Below are 18,988 nucleotides of genomic sequence, written 5' to 3'. Positions count from 1 at the left end.
CGCAACGAAGCGGGGCAGGGCGTCGTGCCGCTGGGCGAACTCACGCCTCGATTTGTCGACAGGCCGGCTGCACCAGGCATTGGCGCTACAGTGCGAGCGTGTGGTGCTGGTGATGGCAGGTTTGCCGATGGTTCTGACGGGAGAGGCGGTGTGACAAGCGATTGGATCCATGGTGCCTGTGCGGTGCCGGACGCGCGCGTGCGCGCGGCTGCGCTGGCGCGGCAGGAGCAACTGACCAAGCCGCACGGCGCGCTGGGCCGGCTGGAACAGCTGGCAGTGCAGCTGGCGGCCTGGCAGCGCAATGAGCACCCCACCGTGCAGCGGGTCTGGATCGCGGTGTATGCCGCCGACCACGGCGTCGCCGCCGAGGGCGTGTCTGCGTTTCCGCAGGCGGTCACTGGCGAGATGGTGCGTAATTTCGCCCGCGGTGGCGCCGCCATTGCGGTGCTGGCGCGCGAGCTCGGTGCGCGCCTGGAAGTGGTCAATCTGGGCGTGGTCAACGACCCGGGCGAGTTGCCGCGGGTGCGGCGTGCCTGGATCGCGCCGGCCAGTGCCAATATCTGCGAGCAGCCGGCGATGAGCTCCACCCAGCTGCGCGACGCGCTTGCCGCGGGCGCCGAAAGCGTCGCGCAGGCAAAGAGTTGCGACACGCAGCTGTTTGTCGGCGGCGAAATGGGCATCGGCAACACCACCTCGGCCGCGGCGTTGGGCTGCGCGCTGCTGTCGCAGTTTCCGCAGGCGATGGCCGGCGCCGGCACCGGGCTGGATGCCGAGGGCATCGCCCACAAGGCCACCGTAATCACCCGTGCGCTGGCCCTGCATGCCGATGCTGCGACGCCGCTGGAGCGGTTGCGCCGGCTGGGCGGTTTCGAGATCGCCGCCCTGGTCGGTGCCTATATCGCCGCTGCGCAGGCGGGGATTCCGGTGCTGGTGGATGGCTTCATCAGCACCGCCGCGGCGCTGGTCGCCACCCATCTCAATGGCGGCGTGCGCGAATGGCTGTTGTTCGGCCATCGCTCGCAGGAGCGCGGCCACGCCGCCTTGCTGCGCGCACTGGATGCCGAGCCGTTGCTACAACTGGACCTGCGGCTGGGCGAGGCCAGCGGCGCAGCGGTGGCGATTCCGCTGCTGCGTCACGCCTGCGCCTTGCACAACGGCATGGCCACCTTTGCCGAAGCCGGCGTGTCCGACGCATGAGTGTGCAGATCAGCCTGCTGTGGCACGGCGACACCGGCCAGCGCAGCGACCGCGGTCAGCTCGACGACCCGCTCGCTTAACTGGTTGGCAGCAACTGCGCGCGGCCACCGCCGACGGCGCATGGGACGCGGTGGTGGCCTCGACGCTGTAACACCTGCACCTGGTTCGCCACCGGGTTGTATGCAGCCGGACGCGCCAGCGACATTGCGCAAGATCGGGACCGCAGGCCCAGCCGATCTGCGCGATGCTGGGGCTGTCCAACAGGAGTCGCCCCATGCCAGCAGCCGCTTCGGTCGTCTTCAATCGCCAGCGCAGCGTCGAGCGCGTCGTCGCACATCTGCAGGCCAGCATCCGCGCCGGCGAAGCACTGCCGGACCTGGCCGCATTGGCGGCAGTCGCGCAGCAGTCGCCGCATCATTTCCATCGGGTCTATCGCGCGTTGGCCGGCGAAACCCTGGGACAGACCATCGCGCGGCTGCGGCTGAGTTATGCGCTGCATCTGCTGGGCGAGTCGGCGAGCACGGTGACCGAGGTGGCGCTGGCGGTGGGTTATCAAACCCCGCAGGCGCTGGCACGCGCGTTCCGCAGCCTGTTGCAGGCCAGCCCGAGCAGCTTGCGCAACGCGCCCGCGGTGCGCGCACAGAAATTGCAGCAGCTGGCCATGCCCTCGCTGCCGCCGCAGATGTCAGGCGCACCCTTGCAGGTGCTGGTGCAAATGCTCGATCCGCTGGAAGTGGTGGTGCTGCGCCAGCGCGGCGCCTTCGACGATCTGGACCGTGGCTTCGGCCGCATCGCGGCCTGGGCCGAGCGCGCCGGTGCGATCGAACAACTGCAGGCCTTGATCGGCCTGCCGCTCAGCGACCACCGCGATGTGCCGGCACATCGGCATCTGTTCGAATGCGGCATGGTCTTCGACCCTGCACTGTCGCCGCCCGCACCGTTGCAATTGCGCCAGCTCGACGGCGGCGCGCACGCGGTGCTGCGCCATGTGGGCTCTTATGCAGGTATCGAAGACGCGCTCGATCGCGTGCTCGCGCAATGGCTGCCCGACAGCGGCTACGTGCTGCGCGATGCGCCGCTGCATTACCTCTACCTGGACGATCCCGAAACAGTGGACGAAACCGAGTTGCGTGCAGACATCCGTGTGCCGGTCCGGCCCGCGACGCACGCCGATGCCGCCGCCTGAGCCGCAACCGGCAGGAACACCATCTGCGGCGGCGGATGCATCAGGAACTGCTGGTGCGAGATATTCCACGCATACGCGCCGGCCAGCGGGAAGGCCAGGCAGTCGCCTGGCGCCAGCGCTGCGACAGGTTGGTTGCGCGCCAGCACGTCCTTGGGCGTGCACAGCTGCCCGACCAGGGTGACCGGGGTGTCGCGCAGCACCGGCGCATGCCTGCCACGCAACACACGGAACGGATGATCGTGGCCTTGCGCGGCCGGGGTGCGGAAGTGGTGGGTGCCGCCGCGGGCGATCGCAAACCACGCGCCGTGGCTGCGCTTGAGGTCCAGCACGTCCATCAGATACCAGCCGCAGCTGGCGCTGACATAGCGCCCGGGTTCCAGCCGCAGGCGCAGCGCCTGGCCGTGTTCGCGTAGCAAGGCAGGCAAGCCGGCGCAGAAGCCGGCCCAGTCGAACGACGATTCCGGCGCCAGATAATCCACACCGAAGCCGCCGCCTGCATTCACCCGCAACGGGCCGAGTCCGTAGCTCTGCCGCCACTGCTGCACGGTGCGCAGGTAGGCGGCGATCAGATGCAGCTGCGCGCCGGCATCGCGCTGGTGCGACATCAGATGGAAATGGAAGCCTTCCAATCGCAGCGAGGGGCTGGCACGCAGCCGCTGGATCGCCGCGTCCAGATCGTCCGGGTCCAGGCCGAACGGCGAGGGCTGGCCGCCCATCATCAGGCGCGTGCTCTGCGCGCCGGGCACGGCGATGTTCATGCGCAGGAACACCGGCACGCAGCGGCCGGCCTGCGCCGCGATCGCGGCCAGGCGTTCCAGTTCGCCCAGGCTTTCCACATGCACGGTGCAGTCGGGCAGCGCGGCGGCCTGGGCCAGTTCGCTATCGAGCTTGCCAGGGCCGCCGAACAACAACGCAGCCCGGGGTTGTTGCGTGTGCAGCCAGGACAGTTCGCCGCCGGAGGCCGCCTCGAAACCATCCACGTGCGGGGCGAGCGTGTGCAGGATCGGCGGCTCCGCATTGGCTTTTGCCGCGTAGAACAGCTCGCAGTCGGCCGGCAGTTGCGCGCGCATCCAGGCCGCGTGCGCATCCAGTGCGGGCAGGTCGTAGACGTAGGCGCACAGCGGGCCATCGCTTTGGCCGCGGATGCCCGGCAATGCCTGCATCACGGCGTCCATATCGATGCGCAGGCTCATGCCGCCACCCGCTGTGCCGCTGCGATGCGTGAAATCGGATTGGGCAGCGCGGTGTAATCGGATTGGCGATCGGCGCGTTGCCACAGCCGCGTGCCCAGGTTGTTCTTGCCGGGCAGCGGCGCGCCGTCGAGCAGGCCCTGCAGCGCGGCTTGCAGGCCATGGCGCTGTTGCCAGCGTGCGGCTAGCTCGCCCACGCATTGCCACAGGCGCGCTTCCAGCGCGGCATCGCCTTCGGTCAGATGGAAGATCGCCTCGGCCAGGTTGTTGACCAGTGCGCAATACGCCACCCGATTCCAGCCCTGTTCCGGCGTGTAGTACAGCGATTGCCGCGCGCGTTCGCCCACGCCCTGCAAGCGCGTGGCGGGCCAGTGATGTGCGAGCAGCTTGGTGCCTTCCAGGTCGCGGATCCATACTCGCGTCGGCCAGCCATCGGCAAACCCGATCACGGTGTTCTGCAGGTGCGGTTCCAGCGCAATGCCGTGCTGGAACAAGGCACTCCACACCCCGTCCAGCAGCAAGCCGGCATAGGCGCGGAACCACAGCAGCGTGGCGGTGTGGCGATCCATCTGCGCGCCGCCCAGTGCCTGCAGCCTGGACGCACACACGCTATTGCCCTGCGCATCGCAGGTGAACAACGCGGCGGCCACCTGCGGTTGCCAACGCGCGCGTTGCGCGGCGGGCAGGGTCTGCCGGTACAGGATGCCGAAGCTCTCCGACAGGCCACGCGCCGCCAGCGGGTCGGCGTCGTGCAAGGCGGGATCGACCTGGGCGACCTCCAGCGAGGTGGCCGCCGGCTCCAGCATCACATCGAAGCCCGGCACCTGCACGGCCAGCGCACGCCAGCTCGGTGCCAGCAGCTCGGTGAGCGCGACCGCACTTTCCAGCTCGTACCAGGCGTTCTTGCGCACGCAGTTGGTCAACCGCACATGCACCGAGCACTTGAGGAAATACTCCAGTTCCGGGTGGTACAGCGTGCGCACCGACGAGGTGGGCCGCAGTGCCTCGCCGAGCATGCCAACAGGCTCGATCAGCCCGCGCGCCTGCAGTGTGCGCAGCAGCGGGTCGTCGAGCAATCGCTGCGCTTCCCACGGATGACAGGGATACAGCGCCTCGCCGCCGGAGAGCTGCCGCAGGCTGGCACGTACATCGCGGCCCTGCATGCGCAGCAGCCGTGGGTCGATGCGGAACCAGAACAGCTGGAACGCGGCGCGCGCTTCCGGCGCGCAGGCCAGCACCTGCGCCAGATCGACGCCTTCGCGGCTCTTGGGCGTGGGATGCAAGGCATGCCCCCACAGCATCGATTGTTCGGCGTCGATCATCGCCTCGCCGGTCGCGGCGGTGCCCTGTGCCTGGCGCAGCAGTGCGGCAGTGATCGCCACGCTGTTGGCGCTTTGCGCGAGCAGTTCCGGGTTGACCGCCTGCGTGCTGCCCAGCGCCTGCAGCAGGCAACGCGCCAAGGCATGCGCGTCCAGGCTCTGCCACGGTTGGCCGGCGCTCTTGAGAAACGGCGTGGAGGCAAAGCGGCAGCGGCCCAGGCGATCGGCATAGGCGATGCGCACGCACAGCGCGCCGGTGTCGCCTAGATCGATCCGCAGCCAGCGCTGCTCGGCCACGCGCGGGCCGGGGCGATCCAGCCCGCGGTAATCGAAGTCCGCTGCGCGCTGCGGAATCGCGAACTCGCGCAGGTAGCAGTTCAACCAGCAACTGCAGGCCTGCGCGTCGGCCATGCTGTCGTACCAGGGGTCATGCATCGTGTGCGGCGACATCGGCGGATCTCCTCGAAGGGAAGCGCACCAGAACGGTGAGCGCAGCGGCCGCCGCAGCCAGCGCGGCAGCCAGGAAGGGGGTGGCAGGGCCGGCCGCCTGGGCCAGCGCACCGGCAGCGGCACCGGCGAACACGCCGGCCCATTTGCCGCAGGCATCGAAGCGGCCGAACAGGCGCCCGGCGCCATGCCCGCTGGCGAGCAGCGCCAGGCTGCGGTTGAGCCCACGCAGGCCGAACAACATGCCGAACCCGAACAGCAGGCGTGCCGCTGCCAATGCGATGGCGTCGTGCAGCAGCGCCTGCCACAGGCAGGCCAGCGCGAACAGCGCCAGGCCGGGCACCAGCCAGGCCTCGCCATCGCCGCGCCGCCACCACGGCAACACCACCAGATAGACCAGGTGCGGCAGGCTGTAGAGCAGGCCAGCCAGCGCGTCGTGGCCGGCGCCGCGCGCCAGCGCATACGGGATGAAGTAGGGGAAGGTCACCACCATCGCGAAGCAGAACAGGAACTGCGCGATCAGCAACGCAGGCCACAGTGCGCTGGCCGGTGCTGACGCCGATGGCGCCGACGTAGCCGCGCGCCCGGAGGGTGTGGACTGCGCAGGGGACGCGGTCGGCCGCGGCGCAGGCCGGTCGGCGGGCAGACGCCAGGTCAGCGCGAACGCCAGCAGCGGCAGCAGCGCAAGCGCGCGATACAGCGACTGCGCCGGGCCAAGCGCCACGGCCAGGCCCAGCAACGCGGGCGCGCTGACCATCGCCAGGCGCGCCGAATACTGCGTCCAGTCGAGCGCGCGCGCCAGCGGGCCGGCCTGCGGCTGGCTGGCCAGGTACGCATTGGCCGCCGCCAGCGAGCCGCCGCAGGTGCCTTGCACGATCAGGCCGATCACCAGCCAGCTCAGCGACGGCGCGAAGCCGGCGATCGCAAAGCCCAGCGCCAGCCCCAGCTGTGCACGCAGCAACGAACGCTTGCGTCCATAGCGGTCGGCCAGGCGCCCCCAGGTGCCGGCCGTCAACGCGGTGCACAGCGTCGGCAACACGTACAGCACGCCGCTCCAGCCAACCGCCGCAGACGGTGCCAGTTCGGCGAGCACCTGCGGCAGAAACAGCGGCATGCCCAGTGCGGTGAAGGCGGCCAGGTAATGCGCGGCCAGCACCGGGCCCAGGATGCGCTTCATCGCTGGGCACCCGCCTGCCGACGCGGCCTGTGCTGCGCGCCAGCGAAGGCATCGCCGAAGGGATTGGGCGCGCTATCGCCGTAGAACTTGTTGATGTCGCTCGCACCGGTGAGTTGCTTGCTGAGCAGGCTGCCGGCGCTGAGCAGGTACTTCACCGGCAGCCGCGGTGCGGCCAGCAGGCGACGTGCGGGAGCAGTATCGATGCCATCGACATCCAGCTGCGCCAGCGTCAAGGCGAACTGCGTCTGCAACTGCGTGTACAGCGGCGCGCGCAGCGCCGGCTGCCATTCGGCCAGGCCTTCCAGCACTGCCTGCAGATCCAGTTGCAGCACGATGGTGCAGAACATCTGTGCCAGGGCCTGCGGCTGGTCCACCGCGATGCGCGCGTCGTGCAGCGGGCCCAACGCGTCCAGATCCGGCAGCTGCGCGCGCAACTGCGGCATCGCGATACGCGCGGCGTCGTTGTCCTTCATCAGCAGCCGCGTCGCCTGGCCATCGGCGTAGACCAGCACGCTGTTCTGCTGATTGGCTTCCAGCGCAACGCCGTAGCGCAGCCACAGGCGCAAATGCACCGCCAGCATCAGCTCGGTGTACTCGCGCCACCAGCCGAGCAGATCGCCCTGTGCAAAGCGCTCGGCCAGATGGATCGCCATCGGCCGGCCATCGGGCAACCGCGCGCACAGCGCGGCCACCGGCACCAGCGTGGTGGCGTCCAGCGGTGGGTAACGCCGCAGCAGATAGGCCAGATGACGGGTCTGTCCCACATGCCCGCCATGCGATTCGTCCACGAACACGCAGCGGCCGCGCAGGGCCGGATCCAGCGCATCGATGCGCCGCAGTGCGCGCTCCAGCCAGTGGCCGTCGTACAGCGTGGAGGGCTTGATCAGGCGCAGATTGAGCGCGCCCAGCGTGCGCATCGGAATCGGCAGCTTGAGATGCAGCTGCGGATGCTGCAGCGGCACCAGCGTGCGGACCGACAGGGTGGGGCGCACCTCCAGCCAGGCCTGCGGCGCGCGCAGTGTGCCTGGCGGTAGTGCAAACCCGTCCTGCTCCAGCCGCGCCCACACCAGCGGATGCACCGGCCAGGCGACATGCGTGTCGGCCAGTGCGGGCGGCAGGCCCAGCGTGGCGAAGTCCGGCCACAGTTCGGTTGGCGGCGCGCTGGTGCAGCTGACCTGCGCACGTGGAACCGCCAGCCAGCGCAGCGCGAAGGTGGGCGCGAATTCCGGTGCGTAATCGCGCAGTTCCGAGGCATCCAGCCCGGCCTTGGCACGTGCGGTGGGATAGAACGGATGATCGCGATAGCTGGCCAGTTGATCGCAGCGGTATGCACGCTCGGCCGCATCTGCATGCTGCAATGCGTTGAGCAGCGCAGGTGCCTGCGCGTCGTAGGCCTGGCGCGCCAGGCCCAGGTGGGCGGCAGCGCACTCGGCTTCTTCGGCGTAGGCGCGATGCAGCTGTTGCGTCTCGCTGTCCAGCTGCGCGCTCATGCGTTGCAGCCAGGCCTGCGCACCGCGTTCGACATGCGCGCCATCGGCGCCCTGCACGATCCAGCTGTCGCCGCAGGCGCTGATGTCCTGAAGATAGCCCTGCCGATGGATCGGCAACCACAGCGTGCCGTCGGGCAGATGCGCGATGCGCCACCAGCCCTCCACCGGGCTGGGGTCGGTCCATGCCGCCAGCACGCCTGCCTCGGGTATTGCGGCGCTGCCGCGGCTGGCAATACCGCGCAGATCCTCGCGCAGGCAGGCATCGATGATGCGGGTGGCGATATAGCGTTGGTCGGCGGCACTGCTCATGCGCGCAGCTCCGCGCCATCGATCCGCCACTGCAGCCCCGCTTCGGCATGCACCACCGCCTGTTGCAGGGCCTGTGCATCGCTGGCCACCGCGCTCAGCACGCCCAGGTAATCCTTGTTGGAATGGCTCAGGCGGATGCGTTCACCGGGCGCGCGCATCCGCCGGTACTGCACATCGCTGTGCGCATCGTGGTGGCGGCGATCTTCGCTGGCGGTCACTAGCTCGCCGTCCTGCTCGGCGACGTAGTAACGCAGCAAGGCATGGGCACGATCGCAGCGCAGCTGCGGCAGCGGCAGGCCCAGATGCGGCGCCAGCGCGGCGGTGAACCATTGCCTGCCGAACATGTCGTCGAGCAGGAACTCGCGGCGGTCGCCGATGCTGCGGTAGTTGATCTCCACCAGCACCGGGCCGTCGCTGGTGAGGATGAATTCGCTATGGCACAGCCCGAAGCCGACCCCGAAGCTGCGCAACTGTTGCAGCGCCTGCGCAATCACCGGCGTGTCCACGCGGGCATCCCACTGCGCCTCGCATTCCACGAAGTGCGGCGGCGGCGACAGGCGCACCTTGAAGCCGCCCAGCGCCTGCAGCGTGTGGCCGTTGCCCAGCGTTTCCAGCGTGAACAGCGCCCCTTCCAGCATGCCTTCCAGCAGCACGGTGCGCTGCGGATGGCGCTGCCACACATCGTCCAGATAGGCCTGCAACTGCGCGGCATCTGCACAGTGGCGCACGTCCAGACTGGCAACGCCCTCGCGCGGTTTGGCCACCACCGGCCACGGAATATCGCCCGGCAATGCAGCGCCCGGTGCCAGCGTGCAGAACCACGGCGACGGCAGCCCACGCGCACGCAGGCGCTGACGCATCGCCGCCTTGTTTTTGGCCGCATAGCAGACCTGCCAGTCCTTGCCGGGCAGGCCGAGACCCGCTGCGACCAGCGCGGTGCTGGTCTGCAGATGATCGCTGTTGCTGAACACCGCGCGCGGCGATACATCGGCATCGTGCAGTACATCCAGCACGCCGAGCGGATTGAACACATCGCATTCGATCACCCGTTGCGGTGCATGCGCCGGATGCTCGCGGAAATGGCTGAGGTGATCGAGTCGGTGGTCGGTCAGCAGCCACACCGGCAGGCCGAGCGCATGCGCGGCCGGAAGAAAGCCTTCGGTGATGGCCGGATGGCAGACATGGGTGAGGATCACCAACGGTGCAGCGGATGTGGCAGTCATGGCAGCTCTCGTTCAACAGGACGGTGGAAAAACCGGTACTGAAACGGGCTGCCTGGCGCCGCAGGGGCGTTGGGTGGCCTGCGATACGGTGATCGCATGCCGCATGCTGCGGCAGGGAGACGTGCGTCATGCACGCCGTGTTGTCTGCGGCGCCCGCCAGCGCGAGCGCCGTTGCCGTCAGCCGACCGACGCCCCTGTACGTCGGTCGCTACGGCATGTGCCGGGTCGAAGGCCTAAAACGTGTACTCCAGCCCGGCGGTGACGGTGCGCGACGGCGCGGCCTGGCGGCCCCACGGGCTGGTATCCACACCGCGGAACCAGTACTGCCGATCGAACAGGTTGTTGATCGCCAGCGACGCGCTGAATTTTTGTCCATCGCGTTCGAACAGCGTATGGCTCACCTGCGTGTTCCATACCCAGTACGACGGCAACTCGCCGACCGAGGCGATCGCGTTCTCCTGCACGGTGTTCGCCGCGTCGCTGTAGGCCTTGCTGAAGTAGTAGCTCGACAGTGCGACAGTGGTGTGACCGAGCGTGTAGTTGCCGCCCAGGATGATCTGGTTGCGCGAGGTGTAGGGCACGCGCAGCCCGCGGAATGCGCCCGATTCCTGGCTGGCATCCAGATACGCATAACCGGCGTTGAGGGTGAGCGCGCGCAGGTTTTCCGGGCTCCATTGCAGTTCCAGCTCGCCGCCTTGATGGCGGGTCTTGCCGAGGTTGCGGAACACGCGCGTGGTGTTGTCCAGCTGGATCTGCTGATCGAAATCGATCAGATACGCACCTAGCTGGATGCGGGTGCGGTCGTTGGGCTGGTAACGCGTGCCGGCTTCGTAATTCCATGCCAGTTCGGCATCCAGGTTGTTGCCGAAGATGATCTGGGTGACCTGCGGCGCTCGCAGCGAGCGCTGCCCGTCCGCGTAGAAGAACCATTCTGCGTTGGCCTGGAAACCCACCGTCAACCCCGGCAATACATCGCGGGTCTGGTTGCGCGTGCGCAGGCCGGTGGCGCGATTGAAATAGCGCGAATCCAGCCGCTCGTAGCGCAGGCCCGGGGTGATGGTCAGGCGTTCGTCGGGCAGGGTGATGGCATTGCTGACGTAGGCGGCCAGGGCACGGTCTTCGAACTGCCAGTCACGCACGCTGGTGAACAGGCCATCGCGCAGGCGCAGATTGCCGACCAAAAAATCGATGTCCTCGTGCACCGCACGCACGCCGGTGGTCCACTGCTGACGCACGCCACCGGCATCGCCCATGCTCCAGCTCAGCCGCGGCTCGCTGCCGACCACGCGGAAGTCGCGCGGTGCGGTCTGGCGCAGTTGCGGCGGCAGGTCCGAACGCCAGGTTTCGGTGGCGGCCTGGCGCATGCCGACGATGAAGTTGCGGCTGCTGCGCGCGCTGAAATTGGTCCAGGACAACCGAACATCTTTCAACGGGCCCCAGTCTCCGAACAACTGCTCATAGCTCAACGACGCACGCGTGGTACGCCCATTGAAGCTGTCCAGCGGGCGCGTGGACTGGCGCGGGTCGCGCCGGTAATCGTCGGGGCTGAGCGCGCCGGCCAGATCCATGTCGACCAGATAGCGCTGCACGCTGGCCTTGAGCAACTTGGTGTCGTCCAGCCACCACTCCGCACGCACGCGCAGATTGCTGATATCGGTATCGCTGTGCGCGCGCCAGTACTCGCCGTAAGTGCGATTGGCATCGACCTGCAGGCCGAGGTTGTCGGTGAGGTAGCCGCCGCTGCTGAGCGCGCTGTCCTGCAGGAACTGGCCCTGGCCGCCGGCGGTGACCTTGTGCGCCAGCGTGGTACTCCACTCGCTGGGGATCTCCTTGCTGACCAGATTGATCACCCCGCCGACATTGTTCGGCCCGTACTGCACGGCCGCGCCACCGCGCACGATATCGATGCGGTCGATCTGGTTCAGTCCCACCGGAAACAACGACAGGCTGGTCTGCCCGTACGGCGCCAGTGCCAGCGGAATGCCGTCTTCCAGCACCTGCACGCGGCCGCTGCGGCTTTCGTACAGGCCGCGCAGCATCAGCTGCGGCAACGCCCCGGTGCCGGTCTCGTCGAAGATCTTGATGCCCGGCACGCGCTGCAGGGCATCGTCCAGCGAGCGGTTGCCGCCATTGCGCAGTTGCTCGCGGTCGATCACCTGGCGGCTGCCGGCATAGCGCTGCACGTCGTCGGGCCTGGAACGCCCGAGCAGGCTGCCTTGCACCTGGATCGTGTCCAGCGCACGGATCGGCGTCTGCGCATCGGTGGCTGCCGCATCCGGCGACTCGGTGGCGAACGCCAACGGCGGCAGGGCCCACGTGGCCGCAGCGATGGCGATGGTCAGGGCGTGGAAACGGAACGTCGACATCTACGGCGTGCTCCTGCAGGCGGGTGGTGGAGTGGGTGCGGAGAAGCTGGCCAGGTGGCCGCGCAGTGCGCGTTGAATCAGCGCGCGGTCTTCGCCCGCCAGCAGCCAGCGCAGGTCCGGCTGTTGCAGCCAGTGCGCGCGTTGCGCGTCGGTGCGCGGATTGGGGCAGAACGGCACGTTGGCCGCAACGCAGTGCGCATGCAGTTGCAGCAGCAGCTCCCACACCTGTGGATGGGTTGGTTGCGGGCCCAGGCCCAGGTCCAGCGCAAGATCCAGCGCGCCTTCCATCACCAGTGCCACGCCGGGCAGCGCCAGCAGCTCGGGTACTGCCGCAATGCCGGCCGCACTTTCGATCATCGGCACGATGCGGATATCGCGATTGGCCTGCGCGATGTAGGTGGGCAGGTCGACATTGCCGAAGCCGGTGACGCGCCCGCCGGTGATGCCGCGCCGGCCCAGTGGCGGGAACCGTGCCGCGGCGATGGCATCGGCCAGTTGCGCGGCCGATTCGGCGCGTGGAATCACGATCCCGCGCGCGCCGGCATCCAGCACGCGGCCGATCAGTTTTTCGTCCACCTCCGGCACGCGCACCCAGGCCTCGCAGCCCGACAGCTCGCAGGCGCGGATGGCGTGTTCCAGTTCGTCCGGCGCGCGCAGCGCATGTTCCAGGTCGAGCACCACAAAGCCGTAGCCGATGCGGCCCAGCAGCTCGCACAACTGCACGCTTGGCACTGCGTTGAGAACGCCAACCGCAAACGTCATGGATGAGGCCGCCAAGGAAACGGGCGCTCATCCTGCTCCGGATGGGAATGATTATCAAGTGGATTTGGTGGGCAGTTTTCGGTGCCCTGGTCGCAGTTCGATCAATGCGCGGTTGCGAGCCGTTCTGCACTGAAGCACCGGCGGGCAACAAAAAACCCGCAGGCGCTGCCGGCGGGTTTTCGTGTCTTGCAGCGCTGCGCTACCCCGCCTTGCGGTTACGACGCCGGTACGCGCAATGCCCGATACGGCGGGGTGGACATCACCATCTCGGCCAGCGAATAGGCCAGCTCGCGTTCGGCCAGCACCGCACCGTCGGCGCCGTGTTCGAGCAGGTGCTTGACCTCGGTGTCGCTGTGCGCGCGCGCCAGCAGCGTCAGCGAGGGGTTGATCGCGCGCAGCTTGGCCAGCGCCTCGCCGGCTTCCAGCGGCTGCGGGATCGCCAGGATCGCGATCTTGGCGTGCTCCGGGCGGGCCTCGGCCAGCACGCGGTCGGCCGCCGCACTGCCGCGGATACCGGGAATGCCGGCCGCATGCGCCTTGGCCACATGATCGCTGTTGTCGTCGATCACCAGCACCGGTACGCCGCGGCTACGCAGCAGCTGCGCCAGCGCGCTGCCGACGCGGCCGTAGCCGATCACGATGGCATGGCCATCCAGCGGCAGCGGCGGGCCGGGCGGTAGTTCCGGCTCCGCCGCGGCCGGGGCGTCCTGCGCCTGCCTGGCCTGCCAGCGGTCCAGCCACGAGAACAGGAACGGGTTGGCGATGATCGACAGCAGCGCGCCGGCCAGGATCAGGTCGCGCCCGGTTTCCGGCAGGATCGCCAGCTGCACGCCCAGCCCGGCCAGGATGAAGGAGAACTCGCCGATCTGCGCCAGGCTGGTGGAAATGGTCAGCGCGGTGCCGGTGGGGTGGCCGAATGCACGCACGATCACGAATGCGGCCAGCGACTTGCCCAGGGTCACGGTCAGGAACGTGGCCAGCACCTGCCACGGATGCTCGACCAGGATCATCGGGTCGAACAGCATGCCCACCGAGACGAAGAACAGCACCGCGAACGCATCGCGCAACGGCAGCGAATCGCTGGCGGCCTTGTGGCTGAGCTCGGATTCCTTCAGCAACATGCCGGCGAAGAACGCGCCCAGCGCGAACGACACCCCGAACAGCGTGGCCGACAGGAACGCCACGCCCAGCGCGATGCCGAGCACGGCCAGGGTGAACAGCTCGCGCGAGCCGGTGGCGGCGACCTTTTCCAGCGACCACGGAATCACCCGCCGCCCGACCACCAGCATCACCGCCACGAACGCCACCATCTTGAACAGTGTCAGGCCCAGCGCGGCCAGCAGCGAGGTGGATTCGCCGGCATGCGCCGCGGCCGGCGCGGCGGTGCCCAGCACCTCGGCCAGGGCCGGCAACATCACCAGCGCGATCACCATCACCAGGTCTTCGACGATCAGCCAGCCCACCGCGATGCGGCCGCGCTGGGTTTCCAGCAGGCGGCGTTCTTCCAGTGCACGCAGCAGCACCACGGTACTGGCCACCGACAGTGCCAGGCCGAACACCAGCCCATGCATCAACGGCCAGCCCATGCTCCAGGCCAGCGCCCAGCCAAGCAGCGTGGCGACCACGATCTGCGCCAACGCGCCCGGAATGGCGATCCATTTCACTTCCATCAGATCGTCGAGCGAGAAGTGCAGGCCCACGCCGAACATCAGCAGCATCACGCCCAGCTCGGACAGCTGGTTGGCCATGGTCTGGTCGGCCACGAAGCCCGGCGTAAACGGCCCGACGCAGACGCCGGCCAGCAGATAGCCGACCAGCGGCGAGAGTTTCACTTTCTGTGCGAGCGTGCCCAGCACGAAAGCGACCGCGAGGCCGACGGCGATGATGTCGATGAGGCTGGTGTCGTGATGCATTCCAATCCGTTGTGAGAGTGTCCGAGAGAGCGTCGCGGGCGCGACCAGCCAACGGCACTGCGCCGGGCGTCGCCTGCGGGCATTGCGTGGTCATGGCTGGAGTCCGGCGCGGGGGAACCGGGACCGCGTTGCTGGTCCGGTTGGCCGGACGCCCATAGTACACAGCGCTTGATTAACGCGATGCGACACGCCGCGCATGCGCGCAGGCCGATCCATGGGTCAGACGCCGCGCGTAAACCGCTGTGGCTCGCACGTGCGCGTGCGAGTTGCGACGCAGGGCGCAAGTCCGGCACGCCGATTCAACATTGACGACACCGCTTCGCCCCTGCGCAAGGTCGCAGCGCGGCGCCGGCCGACAATCCGGGCTACCAGTGGAGCGCCTGCGTCCTTCGGCAGGCCCACGCATGCATCGCCCCTGTTGCGGGTGACGCCACACGAGCCAGGCCATGCATCTCAGCGATTTGGCAACACCCCAGTTCCGGCACGATCCCTATCCGACCTACGCGCGCCTGCGCGCCGAAGGCGCGTTGGTGCAGGTGGCAGACGGGCGGCTGATGTCCGGCCGTTACGCCGTGGTCGATCGCCTGCTCAGCGACCGCCGGGTCGGCCGCGACTATCTGCAAAGCATTCGTCTACGTTACGGCGAGGCGGCGGTGCACCTGCCGCTGTTCCAGGGCATGAGCCGCATGTTCCTGCTGCTCAACCCGCCGCTGCACACCCAGCTGCGCGGACTGATGACACAGGCCTTTGGTGCGCGGCAGATGGAGTCCATGCGTGAAGTGGCCAGCGATACCGCTGCCGGGTTGATCGATGCCTTTCAGGCAAACGGCCACTGCGATCTGCTGACCGAGTTCGCGTTCCCGCTGCCGATCGCCATCATCTGCCGGATGCTGGATATCGATGCCGCCGATGTCACCGCGTTGAGCCACGCGACCAGCGCGCTGGCAAAAGTCTTCGATCCGATGATGACGGCGGAAGAACTGCAGGCGACCAGCGTTGCGTACGACCAGCTGGCAACATATTTCCACGGCGTGATCGCGCAACGGCGCAGCGCTGGCGGCGATGATCTGATCGCGCGTTTCATCCAGGCCGAGGACAACGGCCGCCGCCTGAGCGACGAGGAGATCGTCTCCAACGTGATCCTGCTGTTCTTTGCCGGCCACGAAACCACTTCCAACATGATCTGCAATGCGCTGGTCGCGCTGCATCGGCATCCGCAGCAATTGCGCCTGCTGCGGGAAACCCCGAGCCTGCTGCCCAATGCAGTGCTCGAATGCATGCGCTACGACAGCTCGGTGCAGATCGCCACGCGCACGGCGTTGCAGGATTTTGAGATCGAGGGAGTGGCGGTTCCCCAGGGCGCCATGCTGTATCTGATGCTGGGCGCGGCCAATCACGACACGCTGCAGTTCACCGACCCGCAGCTGCTGGATATCCGCCGCCAGCAGGGTCGCGCGCTGTCGTTCGGTGGCGGCATCCACCACTGCCTGGGCAACCGGCTGGCGCTGATCGAAATGGAAGCCGCGCTGGCCTGCCTGCTCGCGCGTCTGCCGGCGCTTCGGCTGGAGCAGCTGGACACGCTGAGCTGGAACGATCGCGCCAACCTGCGTGGTGTGGACGCGCTGCTCGCCTCCTGGTGAGCTGCGGCCAGGCGGCGCAGCGCCTGGTCGGCACGCAGTGTTGCGGCAGTCATAGCGCTGGCAATCACCGCGGCAGATGACGCAGGGCCGCTGCACGCGAATCGAGATGCCCACAACGACAAACACCGCCGATCACTCGGCGGTGTTTGCGTGGACGCATGTACCGATCGTCAGATCCGCTCGAACCCGCCGGTCAGAACCGGTAGGTGACCCGCCCGTACCAGTAGCGGCCGTTGAAGCCGAACGGCGACAGCGACGAATACTGCAGGCCGCCGGCGCGGTCGTCGTAGGCGGTGGTCAGCTGCGCCTTGGTCGGATACTGATTGGTGAGGTTGTCCGCGCCCACGGTGAAGGTGAACGCGCTCCAGGTCTGGCTGGCGGCCAGGTTCAACAACCAGCGCGCGTCGTAGGTCTGGTCCTGGCTGCCATCGGCCGGGTCGCTGATGCGCTTGATCGATCCGTAGCGGGTGGCGTTGAAGTTCAGCGCAAAGCCGCCCAGCGTCCAGTCCGCCGCCGCCATGTACTTGGTGCGCGGGGTGGCGTCGGTGAGCAGGCCCTGGCTGGCGCGCCCGAAGTTGGGGTTGGACAGTTCCAGGATCGTGGTCTTGTTGTAGTTGGCGCTGGCACTGAGATTGAGCTTGCCGTAGCTGCCCAGGTCGGCGAGATAGCTGTTGATCCAGTCCACGCCACGGGTGCGGCTGGTGGCGCCGTTGACGAAGAACTGCACCGCGGCCACCTGGCCGATCGGCTGCGCCAGCTGCAGCTGGTCCGAATACAGGATCTGGTCCCAGATGCGGATCTGGTAGACGTCCAGGCTGGAAGTGAAGCTGGCGGTCGGCTGCCACACTGCGCCCAGGCCGTAGTTGGTGGATTTCTCCGGGCTCAGCGGGCCGGCGCCAAGCGCCACCGCGACCGGGTCGGAGGTGCGGTAGGTACCGACCTGCACCAGCTCGCCGTTCTGGATCAGCGTCACCACCGAGGCGTAGTTCTGCTGGGCCAGCGACGGTGCGCGGAAGCCGTTGGAGATGGTGCCGCGCAGCGAGAAGGTGTCGCTGAAGGCGTAGCGCGCCGACAGCTTGCCCGAACGCGTGGAGCCGGCATCGCTGTAGTTTTCATAACGCCCGGCGATGCCGCCGGACAGCTTGTCGGTGATGTCCGCTTCCAGGTTGGCGTAGACCGCATTGCTGTGGCGTCCGAACTTGCCGGCCACCGTCGGCTCCAGGCCGGAGAACACCTGTGCGCCGCCCGGATACGGCGCGCCGTCGTCGGGATTGATGGTATTGGGGTCGAAGAAGTACGACTCCGGCGAGCCGGCGGTGATCTGGTAGCGGTCCTGGCGATGCTCGGCACCGAAGGCCACATTGACCGGATACGCCAGGCCCCAGTCGAAGGACTTGTTGATGTCCAGGTTGACCGTGCCCTGTTCGGTTTCGAAGCCACCGGAATTGAAATTGGTCGGCGAGCTGCCGGTGGTGTAGTACAGGTTGGTGTTGATGCTGTTGAGGATGTTGAAGGTCATGTCGTTCTTGCCGTAGGTGGCCGACACGTCCCAGTTCCATTCGCTCTCGGTGCTGCCTTTCAAACCCAGCACGGCCGAGCGGTCGTTGGTGGGGTTGTAGATCTGCGGCAGGAAGCCGTTCGGGTAGATCGCCTGCACATTGCGCGCGGTGTTGTCGGCGGCGCGGTAATAGCCGTTGGAGGTGACCTCGCGACGGCTCATGCTGAGGTGGCCGTACAGTTCCAGGTTGGGCGAGAACGCGTAGCCGAATGCTGCCAGCCCCTGATAGAACGTGGAGGCCGGGTCGCCGTGGCGCTGGTAGGGCACACCGCCCGGATTGGGCGTGCCCGGCACGGTGGTGGCGCGGTTGGTGTTCTCGCCACGGTTGGTGCTCATGGTGTTCTGGTAGTTCCACGACAACCGTACCCAGCCCGGCGCGGTGTCGCCGCCGCTGCCGCCGAACGGCAGGCCGACCGAGCCGTCGATGCCGTTCTGCTCGCCATCGCCCTTGTCCATGATGCCGCCATTGACCGACACGCTGTTGCTGCCGGCATCGGCGCCATGCTTGAGCACGATATTGACCACGCCGGCGATCGCATCGGAGCCGTACTGGGCCGAGGCGCCGTCACGCAGCACTTCGATGCGCGCGATCGCCGACATCGGCAGCGAGTTCAGGTCCGCCGGCGCCGAGCCGCGGCCGACGTACGGGTTGTAGTTGATCAGCGAGGAGGTGTGATAGCGCTTGCCGTCCACCAGCACCAGCACCGCATCCGGCGACAGGCCGCGCAGCGTGGCCGGACGCGCGGCATCGTTGCCGTCGGAGATCGCCGGGCGCGGGAAGTTCAGCGATGGCAGCAGCTTGCCCAGCGCGGTGGCGATGTCGGTGGCGCCGGTGGCCTGCAGCGACTGCTCGGTGATGATGTCGATCGGCGATTCGGATTCGGCCACCGTGCGGTCGCTGACGCGCGTACCGGTGACGATCAGGGTATCCAGGGTTTTCTGCGGCTGGGCAGGCTGCGATTGCGCACTGGCAGCGAACGTACAGACGGTGAGTGCGACCGAGATCGCAAGCGAGAGTGCGTTGGAGGTGTGCATGGGAATGAAGACTCAAATGGGATGGTGGACGCAGCGATGCGCTGCGCGCATTGCCGGGGGAAGACGACGGCGGACTGCGTGACCCGGGTTGCCTGCGCGCAGCGCGTGTGCGCTGGCAAGGCGACGTGCACAGCAAGACAGCAGACTGCGACGCAGCGTGTGCTGCGTGGCGCATC

The 18,988-nt window shown here is 67.9% G+C and carries 12 protein-coding genes and 2 pseudogenes; 5 read left to right on the top strand and 9 right to left on the bottom strand.

The window, feature by feature from the left end; genetic code table 11:
- Window positions 1–3: 3 nt before the first annotated feature.
- The 4 genes and pseudogenes from DGN21_RS14855 to DGN21_RS14840 form a co-directional block, all read left to right on the top strand.
- Window positions 4–154, top strand: a pseudogene (locus tag DGN21_RS14855) (bifunctional adenosylcobinamide kinase/adenosylcobinamide-phosphate guanylyltransferase); the annotation flags it as partial.
- On the top strand, window positions 151–1,197 hold the full coding sequence (gene cobT / locus DGN21_RS14850; protein WP_024940845.1) for a nicotinate-nucleotide--dimethylbenzimidazole phosphoribosyltransferase: 1,047 nt from the start codon (window positions 151–153) through the stop codon (window positions 1,195–1,197). The pseudogene DGN21_RS14855 and the gene cobT, both read left to right, overlap by 4 nt.
- Window positions 1,194–1,345: pseudogene (locus DGN21_RS14845) on the top strand (histidine phosphatase family protein); the annotation flags it as partial. The gene cobT and the pseudogene DGN21_RS14845, both read left to right, overlap by 4 nt.
- 126 nt (window positions 1,346–1,471) lie before the next feature.
- A complete protein-coding gene (locus DGN21_RS14840; RefSeq protein WP_237474916.1) occupies window positions 1,472–2,383 on the top strand; it encodes a GyrI-like domain-containing protein in 912 nt (303 codons plus the stop codon).
- Here the strand turns inward: DGN21_RS14840 and DGN21_RS14835 are convergent.
- The 8 genes from DGN21_RS14835 to ybaL all read right to left on the bottom strand — a co-directional run bounded on the left by DGN21_RS14835 (window position 2,287) and on the right by ybaL (window position 14,579).
- Window positions 2,287–3,576: a type III PLP-dependent enzyme gene (locus DGN21_RS14835; protein ID WP_160954772.1), complete on the bottom strand. Its 1,290-nt coding sequence runs from the start codon at window positions 3,574–3,576 to the stop codon at window positions 2,287–2,289. The genes DGN21_RS14840 and DGN21_RS14835 overlap by 97 nt on opposite strands.
- Entirely contained in the window at window positions 3,573–5,342 is a 1,770-nt protein-coding gene (locus DGN21_RS14830; protein ID WP_126966270.1) for an IucA/IucC family protein, read from the bottom strand. The genes DGN21_RS14835 and DGN21_RS14830 overlap by 4 nt, the downstream gene beginning before the upstream one ends.
- Window positions 5,320–6,516 (bottom strand): MFS transporter, encoded by a 1,197-nt coding sequence (locus DGN21_RS14825; RefSeq protein WP_102256030.1) that lies wholly within the window; start codon window positions 6,514–6,516, stop codon window positions 5,320–5,322. Before DGN21_RS14825 ends, DGN21_RS14830 begins: the two co-directional genes overlap by 23 nt.
- Complete coding sequence (locus DGN21_RS14820) at window positions 6,513–8,315, bottom strand: IucA/IucC family protein (protein ID WP_126966269.1); 1,803 nt, start codon at window positions 8,313–8,315, stop codon at window positions 6,513–6,515. The genes DGN21_RS14825 and DGN21_RS14820 overlap by 4 nt, the downstream gene beginning before the upstream one ends.
- The gene (locus tag DGN21_RS14815) at window positions 8,312–9,538 is read right to left on the bottom strand and encodes a siderophore biosynthesis protein PvsA (protein ID WP_126966268.1); all 1,227 of its coding nucleotides are present in this window, start codon (window positions 9,536–9,538) and stop codon (window positions 8,312–8,314) included. The genes DGN21_RS14820 and DGN21_RS14815 overlap by 4 nt, the downstream gene beginning before the upstream one ends.
- 233 nt (window positions 9,539–9,771) lie before the next feature.
- Complete coding sequence (locus DGN21_RS14810) at window positions 9,772–11,904, bottom strand: TonB-dependent siderophore receptor (protein WP_126966267.1); 2,133 nt, start codon at window positions 11,902–11,904, stop codon at window positions 9,772–9,774.
- Window positions 11,905–12,666: an aldolase/citrate lyase family protein gene (locus DGN21_RS14805; protein WP_126966266.1), complete on the bottom strand. Its 762-nt coding sequence runs from the start codon at window positions 12,664–12,666 to the stop codon at window positions 11,905–11,907.
- Between the two features lie 215 nt (window positions 12,667–12,881).
- Window positions 12,882–14,579, bottom strand: a complete 1,698-nt coding sequence (gene ybaL / locus DGN21_RS14800) for a YbaL family putative K(+) efflux transporter (protein ID WP_126966265.1) — start codon at window positions 14,577–14,579, stop codon at window positions 12,882–12,884.
- A gap of 446 nt (window positions 14,580–15,025) precedes the next feature.
- On the opposite strand from ybaL, the gene DGN21_RS14795 reads away from it, so the two are divergent.
- Window positions 15,026–16,219 (top strand): cytochrome P450, encoded by a 1,194-nt coding sequence (locus DGN21_RS14795; protein ID WP_126966264.1) that lies wholly within the window; start codon window positions 15,026–15,028, stop codon window positions 16,217–16,219.
- 193 nt (window positions 16,220–16,412) lie between these two features.
- Here the strand turns inward: DGN21_RS14795 and DGN21_RS14790 are convergent, their stop codons facing one another.
- Window positions 16,413–18,812 (bottom strand): TonB-dependent receptor, encoded by a 2,400-nt coding sequence (locus tag DGN21_RS14790; RefSeq protein ID WP_126966263.1) that lies wholly within the window; start codon window positions 18,810–18,812, stop codon window positions 16,413–16,415.
- Window positions 18,813–18,988 lie beyond the last annotated feature (176 nt).

This window comes from Xanthomonas sp. MLO165, from assembly GCF_018831305.1.
Taxonomy (GTDB): domain Bacteria; phylum Pseudomonadota; class Gammaproteobacteria; order Xanthomonadales; family Xanthomonadaceae; genus Xanthomonas; species Xanthomonas arboricola.
The sequence above is the reverse complement of the archived record's forward strand: the minus strand, read 5'-3'. Positions and strand labels throughout refer to the sequence as shown.